Genomic DNA, 10,754 nt, shown 5'->3' on the forward strand with positions numbered 1-10,754 from the left:
CCCATTCAGATGCGGTACAACATTATATCGTCGCGTGTAGGGGCACGGCAGTGCCGTGCCCCTACGGGTGTACCTCACGTAACCGAGAATTGCTATAAACAAAAGCCTATTAAAATTTGTTATAGACTATGTAGCAGAACAAGAATCTCCCTCACCCAAAAAGAGCAAGGGTGCAGCATGACCACAGAACAACGATTAGACCGTGTGGAAAATGACCTTGACGCGGTAAGGCAACTACTCGCGTCAGCAGCAACCTATGCAGAGTCAGGTGCCAGACGATTTGACCAACTAAGCGTGAAAGTTGACAACTTGACAACGGCTCAAAATCGAACTCAGGTACAGTTAGACCTGTTAGGTTCTAGAGTTGACGACTTGACAACCGCTCAAAATCGAACTCAGGTACAGTTAGACCTGTTGGGTTCTAGAGTTGACGACTTGACAACCGCTCAAAATCGAACTCAGGTACAGTTAGACCTGTTGGGTTCTAGTATTGACGACTTGACAACCGCTCAAAATCGAACTCAAACGCAACTTGACCAACTGTCTGGAAAACTAGATGAGTTTGTCTTCCACACTCAACGGCTATTTACCCAACAAGCCACTATATTAGAACGTGTCGATGGGCGAACTGAAAGCTTAGAAGCGATTGTAAGGCGACTTGACCGTAGTTATGAGGAACAAAAATCACAGTTTCAAGAGTTCCAGCGTACTACCAGTGCGGCATTGGAACGCATTGACCGCGTTTTAGATTATCTTCTAAGGCAACAACGAGGGTAAATAGCCTTCTTCTTTGCGCCTCTGCGACTTTGTATAAGATAAAAAATTGCATAAGCCAAAAAGTGTGAGATATATGTTTTAGGTAGATAATCAAACTCACACCGCCCTGAGAAATACTTATGCATCGACAAAGCCATCGCCTCACCTTGATTGTGCTACTCACCGCTGTTTTGATGCCTTTGTCTGCCAAATTAACTGCACCATTCCAAGTGTCGCAGGTGTTGGCGCAAACAACCGATGCCCGGAAAGCTGAAGCAGACAGACTTAATAAACAGGGTATTCAGCAGTATCAAACCAGTCAATTCGAGGCGGCATTAAAGTCTTTCCAACAAGCATTAATTATCTACCGGGAAATTAAAGACCGCAAAGGCGAGGGAAAGGCGCTGGGCAATCTGGGAATTGCTTATGATTCCCTAGGGAACTACGCTAAAGCTATTGAATACTTACAGCAGTCCTTGGCGATCGCACGAGAAATTAAAGATCGTCAAAGCGAAGGGAAGGCACTGGGTAATCTGGGTATTGCTTACCGTCACCTAGGGAACTATGCTAAAGCAATTGAATACCTACAGCAACTTCTAGCGATCGCACGAGAAATTAAAGACCGTCAAAGCGAGGGAAAGGCGCTGGGTGGTCTGGGTATTGCTTACTCCAACCTAGGGAACTATGCTAAAGCAATTGAATATGAACAGCAGTGGTTGGCGATCGCACGATAAATTAAAGACCGTTCAAGCGAGGGGATTGCTTTAAACAATCTGGGCTATGCTCTGTTTAAATCTGGCAAACTTAGTTTAGCAGAAAGTACTTTAATCGAAGGTATCAAGGTTTGGGAATCTCTACGCGGTGGATTAGAGGATATCAACAAAGTGTCTATTTCTGACACCCAAAGAAATACCTATCAAACTTTACAACAAGTCCTGATTGCTGAGAATAAAACCGATGCAGCACTCGAAATTGCTGAACGGGGACGTGCGAGGGCATTTGTGGAATTACTAAATAAGCGGGTATCGGCAAATAATTCTCTAGCAGATAAGCAACTTGATCCATCTATTGCCCAAATCAAACAAACGGCAAAAGCGCAAAATGCAACTTTGGTTCAATATTCAATTATTTACGATACATTCAAAGTTGAAGGTAAACCACAAAGCAATGAATCAGAACTATATATTTGGGTAGTCAAACCTACAGGTGAAGTTACATTTCGCAAAGCTGACCTCAAACCCCTATGGCAAAAAGAGAATACAACTCTTGACAACTTTGTAATTACCAGTCGTACATCTATAGGTGCAAGAGGTCGCGGCGGTGTTGATGTGAGTTACGATCCGGCTGTGCAAGCACAAAACCGATTTCAACAGCTTCACAATTTGTTAATCAAACCCATTGCCGATTTATTACCCACCAACCCCAACCAGCGCGTTATTTTCATCCCCCAAGGTTCCCTATTCCTCGTTCCCTTCCCAGCTTTGCAAGATACCAACGGCAAGTATTTAATTGAAAAACATACCATCCTCACCGCCCCGGCAATTCAGGTATTAGATTTAACCCACCAACGCCGCGTAGGGGCGGGGTCTCCCCGCCCTTCCACACCCAGCACGTATAAGAATGGTGAAATATTAATCGTCGGTAATCCTACTATGCCTAGTGTGGCATTTGCACCGGGGTAGAAGCCGCAGCAATTACCCAGCTTACCAGGTGCGGAAACCGAGGCAAAAGCGATCGCTAGTATTTTCCACACGAAAGCGATTATCGGCAATCAAGCGACGAAAACAGCGATCGTTCAAAAAATGACTAAAGCCAGAATTGTGCATTTAGCCACACACGGCTTATTGGATGATTATAAACAATTGGGTGTACCGGGTGCGATCGCTCTTGCACCCGATCCTCAGAAAACAAACGAGGCGAATAACGGCTTACTTACAGCTTACGAAATCCTAGACCTCAAACTAAACGCCGAATTAGTCGTTTTGAGCGCTTGTGACACTGGTAGAGGTAGAATTACAGGTGATGGCGTAATCGGGCTATCTCGTTCTTTAATTACAGCAGGTGTCCCCAGCGTCATGGTGTCTTTGTGGAAAGTACCAGACGAACCCACAGCATCCCTAATGAGTGAATTTTACAAAAATATTCAACATAATACTGATAAAGCCACGGCTTTACGTCAAGCCATGCTGACAACGATGAAACAGAATCCTCAACCTTTAGACTGGGCTGCTTTTACGTTGATTGGTGAGTCAGAATGATTGTACTGCTTTAGTACATAGACCCGTAGTAAGCGATTCATCGCTTATCTTGGGTACTAAAGTCCCCACTACGAGCAATAATTAATTTTCCTATGCGCTTCAATATACTCACTACCTGGTAGAATTCTGAATCGCGTTCAATAGATAGCGCATAAGACCGTGCATACTGAGGTTGTTCTTGTTGAATTAATTTAACAAAAACAAACTCCCTACCGTTGACAAGCAAACCAAAAGTTGGTTGTGCAGAATTTGGGTTATCAAGCATATAAGCGAGTGCTTGGGGTAGGGCTACCATCACATCAAGTTTACTGCTTTTAGATTCGATAACAAGTACCCAAAAGCGCTTTTGAATAACAAGGACATCAATGTTTCCTTTAACAACAAAGCCCTCATCTTCAGCAGAAATCTCAATAGATGTCTCGGTTTCAATGTCAAAAGGAGGTTGATAAAATCCAGCTAAATCGAGTAGAGGAGACAATATTACCATCTTTACCGCCTCTTCTGACATCGGACGGCGCTTATTCAAGTTGAAATAATTGCTTTGCACTCGTGCGATCGCTTGTTTTTCACCATCAGTCAGAGTCGGTAAATTCTCTGTCCATTCTGTAAAAAAGCTGGTGTCTGTAACAACTTGCAAACCAAATTTTTCTTCTAATTCGTAAAGACTGATATCTCTAGCTTGAATTGTTTTAACCATAAATCTAACATCCCAAATGGTGTTGCAATGCCAACTTTGCTGCACCCACCATTCCCGCAGAATTGCCTAACTCAGCTGGCAATATTTGTAACCCAACGCGAGAAGTAGCCAGCACTCGTCGTTCAATTTCTGCCTTGACAGTTGGTAAGAAAAACTCAAAACTAGCACTGACACCACCACCAAGAACGATCGCCTGCGGTGTCAATACATATACCAAACTACTCAAACCTGCGCCTAAATCGCTACCATAATTTTGCCAAAAAGTCAACGCTTCCGCATCTCCCGCTTGCGCCAAAGCGCCCAATTCCGCAGGTTCTTTCCCGGTGCGGCGACGAATTGCCACGACTGAAGTATACTGCTCCAAAGAGCCTTGATTACCGCTATTACACATCGGACCATCGGGATTTAAGGTAATTAAACCCAACTCTCCAGCGGCTCCTAAATGTCCAACAAACAATTTACCATCTAAAATAACCGCGCCACCTACACCAGTTCCCAAAGTCAGCAAAATCAAGTTTTGAAAATGGCGACCGGCACCTAACCAAGCTTCTCCCAACCCCGCACAATTAGCATCATTAGCGAGAATCGTAGGTTTACCAGTTTTCGCTTCTAACCAATCAGCTAAAGGGACATCATGCCATCCTGTCAGATTGATGGCAACTTTGGCAATGCGTCCACTGGCATCCGCAGGACCGGGAGTACCGACACCGATCGCCATGCTAAGATTATCTGGGTCAATTTGAGCGATCGCATCCACCATCGCCGCCATAACTGCTTCAGGTGTCGCTGGTTGGGGAGTTGCCACAGTCAAAGATTGCAAACAAGTGCCATCCGCAGCAAATCGCCCCAACTTAATCGCCGTTCCCCCCAAGTCAATGCCGATTACTTGAGAATTCACCACATTAAACCCAAAAGCGCAAATTTTCAGATTTCAAAAGCATCTTAGCGCCTTTAGGTCTTAGCGCGAAAATCTTCTAATTTTGTCTGCTGGGGTGCAACGCTGAATGCAGCCACACTCACGGGACGAAAACTAGATTGAGCCTGGAAAGATGTTACCGGCGCACCTCGTAAAATACCTGTCAGGGCGACAGAAAGCATAAATCCACCAGCAGCAGCCACGATTAAAGAAAGGTTATCTTTCACACAAATCTCTCAGTTGGTTGATAGTTGTTAGTTGTTAGTTGTTGGTTGTTGGTTGATAGTTGTTGGTTGTTGGTTGTTGGTTGATAGTTGTTGGTTGTTGGTTGTTGGGTGTTGAGTGTTAGTTGTTGGTTGTTAGTTGTTAGTTGTTGGTTGTAAAAAAGTAGCCATAACCACTATCCACTATCCACTATCCACCATCCACCATCCACTATCCACCAACTACTATCCACTATCCACCAACTACTATCAACTATCAACTATCCACTACCCACTATCCACTACCCACTACCCACTACCCACTACCCACTACCCACTATCAACTATCCACTATCCACCAACTACTTCCGGATACTATTTTCTTTCCGCAAACGGGGATTGACAAATTCATTTAACCCCTCACCCAGCAGCGACAACCCAACTACCATTAAAGTCATCGCCAAACCGGGAAAAAGCGTAGTCCACCAAATACCTGTGGGTAGTGCTTCTAAAGCTTGTTTTAAATCGTGTCCCCATTCTGCCACTTCTTCGGGAAGTCCTAGCCCCAAAAAGCCCAAACCCCCCAACACCAAAATTGCATCAGCAGCGTTGAGGGTGAAAAGTACAGGTACGCTTTGAATTACGTTGAAAAAGAGATATTTAGAAAGAACTTGCCAAGTGTTCGCACCCATTGCTTGGGCAGCTTCGATGAAGACTTCAGTTTTCACGCTGACAGTGTGGTTGCGGACAACGCGGTAATATTGGGGGATGTAAGCAATACTAATTGCGATCGCTGCATTTAATATTCCCCTTCCCACCACAAACGCCAGCGTCACGGAAAGCAGCAACCCCGGTAAGGTATAAATGCTATCCATAAAAAACAGTAAAACCTTATCAACTCTACCACCCAGATAGCCACTCAGCATCCCCAAAGGCACACCGATAAACATACTGAGTGAAGTAGCTAAAATAACTACTTGCAAAGCAGCTTGAGCGCCGAAAACAGTGCGCGAAAACACATCATAGCCCAAGCGACTAGTGCCAAACCAATGTTTCCCGGAGAGTGGCTCATGAGGAACGTTACCGAGGAAATCTGTAGGATCTTGCAGCCATCCCCAAGCTTGAAAGACCGGAGCGAAAAAAGCCAAGAAGACGAAAAACAAAGTAATAGCTATCCCAGTCAGCATTAATTGCCGAGATAAATTGGGATTGTTCGCAAAACTAAAAAATCTGGGTAGCGGTTTTTTGATAACGGTCATGAGCGATCGCCTGCATCAAGCAAGATACGCTGACTATTGTACATATAGGGATTGGGTACTGGGTACTAGGGACTAGGAAGAGTATCTATATTATTTCTTTCCAATGCCCAATGCCCAATGCCCCATGCCCTTAAAGATTACTTTCAATCAACTTGCGGTACTCGCTTTTTTGCTTGACACCTTTAACTTCGTTGATCAGTTCTTTATTTTTGAACAGTTGAATCGTCGGTGTTCCTGTGACGTTAGCATTTTGGGCAATTTCGCGGTCTTTGTCGATGTCAATTTCGACAAAGTGGATTTTACCATCAAATTCATCCACTACTTTATTTAAAATTGGTTTGAGGGTATGGCAAGGACCGCAGCCAGGAGAAACGTATTTGACAAGAATTAGGCGATCGCTTTCATGAAACAGCTTCCGTAAAGCATAACCCCCTGCATGGCGCGTTGCATTTAAATCAAATTCTTCTGGGGTTTTCTTCTCAGCAGGCTGATGTTCTAATTCATTATCTGAAGTTTCCGGTTTTTGATGAAATTCTTCAATCAAACCAGTAGAAGACAACCAGCGTTCAGCCAACATTGCCGCCATACAACCGGTACCTGCAGCCGTAATTGCTTGACGAAACTCATGGTCTTGCACGTCACCAGCCGCAAATACGCCTTCTACACTCGTTTCTACAGAACCGTGTTTGGTGACAACGTAACCCACTTCATCAAGTTCTATTTGTCCTTCAAACAAAGATGTATTCGGCTTGTGACCAACGGCGTAAAATAAACCCTTAACGTGCAGTTGACTTTCTTCACCGGTTCTGCTATTGCGGATTTTCACTCCTTCCATGTGACCGTTACCAAAAATATCCACGGCTTCGGTGTTCCAATGTACCTGGATTTTCGGGTTACTCAAAACGCGGTCTTGCATCGCTTTCGAGGCACGCATTTTCTCAGTGCGTACCAGCATATTTACCTTTGAGCCATATTTCGTCAGGTAAATTGCTTCTTCTGCTGCCGAGTCACCAGCGCCAATTACAGCCAATTCTGCACCGTGGAAAATCGGTGTAGCACCATCACAGATAGCACAAGCCGATATACCGCGACTCCAAAATTCATGTTCGCTGGGTAAACCCAAACGCTTTGCGGTCGCACCTGTGGCAATAATAATACTGTGGGTTTTAAATTCCCGTTCCTCAGAGCGGACAGTATAAGGACGCTGACTCAAGTCAACCGATATCACATCTTCAGTATATAACTCGGCTCCCCAACGCTCCGCCTGAGCCTTCATCTCATCCATCAGTTCGGGTCCGGTAATCCCGCGTGGAAACCCTGGAAAGTTCTCAACTTCAGTCGTTGTCATCAACTGACCACCAGGTAAACCCCCAGCTTGGAAGCCTTCAAATACCACAGGTTTCAGGTTAGCCCGTCCCGCATAAATAGCCGCCGTGTATCCAGCAGGACCCGAACCGATAATTACTAAGTTTTCTACTGTAGGGTTAGTCATACGCAATTAAACGAACTCATAACGACTACGCTTATTCTAGCACAATAAATTGGATAAGTTCGTAGTCGGCGCTTCAGCGCTGTTAGCGAAGCTTTCCCGCAGGGTAGCGCTAACTACAATCTAAAGATTTTTTTTCCAGGGTGATATGAAAGCGATCGAAAGTGGGCAACTTATATCTAGAAAGCAATCAAAATATTACATCGAAACTTTCCGGAGAAACCCATGCTTAAGCCAGAATTACAAGCTAAATTCCTGCACAACCTAAACCGTAAGAAAAAAGGCGATGAAGGTTTTACTCTTATTGAATTACTAGTAGTAGTAATTATTATCGGTGTGTTAGCAGCGATCGCATTGCCTTCACTCCTCAGCCAAGTTAGTAAAGCTAGACAGTCAGAAGCAAAGCAGAATAGCGGTGCTATGAACCGGGCGCAACAGGCATACTTCTTAGAGAATAATAACGCCTTTACAAGCCAACTTGAACAGTTAGCTCTTGGTATCAGATCACAAACTGACAACTATAGCTACGAAATCAGTTCTGCTGGTAGTACTGGCACACACATCACCAATAAAGCCAAATCCATCAAAGCGAAACTGAAGTCTTATGCTGGTGTCGTTTATACATCCACCCAGACTGTGAACGGCGTCAATGAAGCAATCACCTTATCAATTTTATGTGAAAGTGTTAACCCAGCAAATACAGATAATAGCAATGGTATAACGGTAAACGATGGTACTAATGGTCCTAATTGTCCTACTGATGCCACTGGTGCAATGAAAACCATCAAGTAAGCAATATCAAAGTAATTGCCTTCGCAATTGCGGTTACATCTAGATTAAGTATGAGACTAGAGTGGGTAGTATAAACTACCCACTCTAAATTTGTGAAAACTCAAAATTAGTGTATTAAATGACTCTTAACTCCTCTTTGACTAATTTCGCCAGTTGGCAGCAGCAAGCCGAACAATGTCTAATTCAAAGTGACTACTACAAGGCTGCAATTATTTACGAACAAGCTATTGAAGCAGAGCCTGAGGTAAAATCCCACTACTGGCATTTAGGGTTAATGTTGCTGTTGCACGGACAAGAAGCGGAGGCACAGACAACTTGGCTGATGGCAATGATGGAGGGTGAGCCGGAACAAATCGAACTGTGGAACGAGGAACTGGCACTGATACTGGAAGCTGAAGCAGAACGGCGTTCAGCACTAGCAGATCGTTCTACTGCTTATTTGCTACGCCATCATTTAGGTGAAATTCAAAGAAAAAATGTTAACAATTTATTACATTTGATTCAGCTTTCGATTGAATTAGAAACTTTTACTGGTGATGAGCTAGCTTCTTGGGAAATAATTGAACTACTGCGTTCAAAGCAACCTGGAAAAGTTGATGTTAATCATTTAATGCAAGTGTTACAGCTAGTTTTAGACTGCGATCCACTACATCCTTTGTCGCGAGATTTTGCTGAAGCTTGTTTACTGCATTTAGAGCATTTACCTAAATATTTTGCTGTCGTACTGGTGGCTGCAATTAATGTTGCTTACTCGCTACTGCAACCAGCACAAGCGGTAAAACTAGCAGAGTTGTGTCAGCGAATCGATGCTGAAGATTTAGAATTGTTAAGACATTTAGCTGCTTTTTATCAAAATTCTGGCGATTATACAAAAGGTATAGAAATAGCTAAGAAATGCTATTCGCTATTAAAACCAGAAGCGCTATCAGATAGAGTTTTTGCCAATCATTTGATGTTGCGAGGGCTGATGTATGCTGGTGGATACCGCGAGGAAGCTCAGAAGGTTGTAGAACTTCAAGAGTCTCTACTGCGTGAACTAGTAGAACAGCAGCCAATTTTAAATGACTCTGCTCAGATTTCACGCTTGTTGATATCGACGTTTTTTTTACCTTATCTTCGCGATGATTTAAAGCAAAATCGAAAAATCCAAAATCAAGTTGCGGCTTTGTGCCAATCGAATCTACAAAATTATGCTAACGAGCAAGCAGAGTGGTATAAAAAGCGGCGATCGCTAGTATCTAAAAAGCTTGATAAATTAGATAAACCTTTGAAAATTGGCTATTTATCTAATTGTTTAAGGCAGCATTCTGTGGGGTGGTTAGCGCGATGGTTATTTGAGTATCACAACCGCGATCGCTTTGAAATTTATGGCTATTTTGTTAATTACAAACAAAAAGAAGACCCCTTACAAGAATGGTATGCCAATCAGGTCAACCAGGCACACAAAATGGGAATAGATAGCCGAGAAATTGCTGAAAAAATTTATCAAGATGAAATTGATATATTAATTGATTTAGATAGCCTCACTTTAGATATTAGCTGTGAAGTGATGGCGCTAAAACCTGCTTTGATACAAGCTACATGGTTGGGTTGGGATGCATCGGGAATACCGGCGGTTGATTATTTCATTGCCGATCCTTATGTACTGCCAGATGATGCTCAAAATTACTACTCAGAGAAAATCTGGCGCTTACCCCAAACTTACATAGCAGTGGATGGTTTTGAGGTAGGTGTGCCTACCCTACGTCGCGAGCATTTGAATATTCCTAGCGATGCCATAGTCTATCTTAGTGCCCAAGGGGGCTGCAAGCGACATCCAGATACTATTCGCTTGCAAATGAGAATTTTAAAAGCAGTACCAAATAGCTACTTCTTGATTAAAGGATTAGCCGAAGAAGAAGCGATTAAAAGCTTTTTTCATCGGATTGCAAATGAAGAGGGAGTGGATAGCGATCGCTTGCGATTTTTACCAATGGTTCGTTCCGAAGCGATACACCGAGCTAATTTATCACTTGCCGATGTGGTCTTAGATACTTATCCTTACAACGGCGCAACGACCACTTTAGAGACTCTATGGATGGGAATTCCTTTAGTTACAAGAGTAGGAGAACAATTTGCCGCACGTAACAGCTACACCATGATGATGAATGCTGGTATTACACAAGGCATTGCCTGGACAGATGAAGAATATGTAGATTGGGGTATTCGCTTAGGTAAAGACTCAGCTTTGCGGCAAAAAATCGCTTGGCAACTGCAACAATCACGTCACACAGCACCGTTATGGAATGCTGAACAATTTACCCAGCAGATGGAGAAAGCTTATAGAGAAATGTGGCAAATCTATCTTGATACTTAGGATTGAATTATAAAATATATTTTTACAA

At 43.4% G+C, this 10,754-nt stretch carries 9 protein-coding genes and 1 pseudogene; 5 read left to right on the forward strand and 5 right to left on the reverse strand.

What is annotated here, in order from left to right; genetic code table 11:
* Positions 1–177 precede the first annotated feature (177 nt).
* The 3 genes and pseudogenes from AABK37_RS11835 to AABK37_RS11845 all read left to right on the forward strand — a co-directional run bounded on the left by AABK37_RS11835 (position 178) and on the right by AABK37_RS11845 (position 3,014).
* Complete coding sequence (locus AABK37_RS11835) at positions 178–777, forward strand: 6-aminohexanoate hydrolase (RefSeq protein ID WP_432551765.1); 600 nt, start codon at positions 178–180, stop codon at positions 775–777.
* Between the two features lie 119 nt (positions 778–896).
* On the forward strand, positions 897–1,490 hold the full coding sequence (locus AABK37_RS11840; protein WP_432551766.1) for a tetratricopeptide repeat protein: 594 nt from the start codon (positions 897–899) through the stop codon (positions 1,488–1,490).
* Positions 1,491–1,757: 267 nt separating this feature from the next.
* Positions 1,758–3,014, forward strand: a pseudogene (locus AABK37_RS11845) (CHAT domain-containing protein).
* A 37-nt stretch (positions 3,015–3,051) separates the two neighbouring features.
* Here the strand turns inward: AABK37_RS11845 and AABK37_RS11850 are convergent.
* From AABK37_RS11850 to trxB, 5 genes are all read right to left on the reverse strand, one after another.
* Entirely contained in the window at positions 3,052–3,711 is a 660-nt protein-coding gene (locus tag AABK37_RS11850; protein ID WP_432551767.1) for a type I restriction endonuclease subunit R, read from the reverse strand.
* 4 nt (positions 3,712–3,715) lie between these two features.
* Positions 3,716–4,612, reverse strand: coding sequence for an ROK family protein (locus AABK37_RS11855; protein WP_432551768.1), 897 nt, complete (start codon positions 4,610–4,612; stop codon positions 3,716–3,718).
* Positions 4,613–4,662: 50 nt separating this feature from the next.
* Positions 4,663–4,854, reverse strand: a complete 192-nt coding sequence (locus tag AABK37_RS11860; RefSeq protein WP_432551769.1) for a hypothetical protein — start codon at positions 4,852–4,854, stop codon at positions 4,663–4,665.
* A 338-nt stretch (positions 4,855–5,192) separates the two neighbouring features.
* Positions 5,193–6,089: an ABC transporter permease gene (locus AABK37_RS11865; protein ID WP_432551770.1), complete on the reverse strand. Its 897-nt coding sequence runs from the start codon at positions 6,087–6,089 to the stop codon at positions 5,193–5,195.
* Between the two features lie 130 nt (positions 6,090–6,219).
* A complete protein-coding gene (trxB, locus tag AABK37_RS11870) occupies positions 6,220–7,581 on the reverse strand; it encodes a thioredoxin-disulfide reductase (protein ID WP_432551771.1) in 1,362 nt (453 codons plus the stop codon).
* A 222-nt stretch (positions 7,582–7,803) separates the two neighbouring features.
* On the opposite strand from trxB, the gene AABK37_RS11875 reads away from it, so the two are divergent.
* A complete protein-coding gene (locus AABK37_RS11875) occupies positions 7,804–8,370 on the forward strand; it encodes a type IV pilin-like G/H family protein (RefSeq protein ID WP_432551772.1) in 567 nt (188 codons plus the stop codon).
* 118 nt (positions 8,371–8,488) lie between these two features.
* Entirely contained in the window at positions 8,489–10,726 is a 2,238-nt protein-coding gene (locus tag AABK37_RS11880) for an O-linked N-acetylglucosamine transferase, SPINDLY family protein (RefSeq protein WP_432551773.1), read from the forward strand.
* Positions 10,727–10,754 lie beyond the last annotated feature (28 nt).

The organism is Tolypothrix sp. VBCCA 56010, assembly GCF_050875635.1.
In the GTDB taxonomy this organism is placed as follows: Bacteria; Cyanobacteriota; Cyanobacteriia; order Cyanobacteriales; family Nostocaceae; genus Hassallia.

Coding starts and splice junctions, on each gene's coding strand:
- AABK37_RS11835 (WP_432551765.1), top strand. CDS start 178: ATGACCACAGAACAACGATTAGACCGTGTGGAAAATGACCTTGACGCG.
- AABK37_RS11840 (WP_432551766.1), top strand. CDS start 897: ATGCATCGACAAAGCCATCGCCTCACCTTGATTGTGCTACTCACCGCT.
- AABK37_RS11850 (WP_432551767.1), bottom strand. CDS start 3,711: ATGGTTAAAACAATTCAAGCTAGAGATATCAGTCTTTACGAATTAGAA.
- AABK37_RS11865 (WP_432551770.1), bottom strand. CDS start 6,089: ATGACCGTTATCAAAAAACCGCTACCCAGATTTTTTAGTTTTGCGAAC.
- trxB (WP_432551771.1), bottom strand. CDS start 7,581: ATGACTAACCCTACAGTAGAAAACTTAGTAATTATCGGTTCGGGTCCT.
- AABK37_RS11875 (WP_432551772.1), top strand. CDS start 7,804: ATGCTTAAGCCAGAATTACAAGCTAAATTCCTGCACAACCTAAACCGT.
- AABK37_RS11880 (WP_432551773.1), top strand. CDS start 8,489: ATGACTCTTAACTCCTCTTTGACTAATTTCGCCAGTTGGCAGCAGCAA.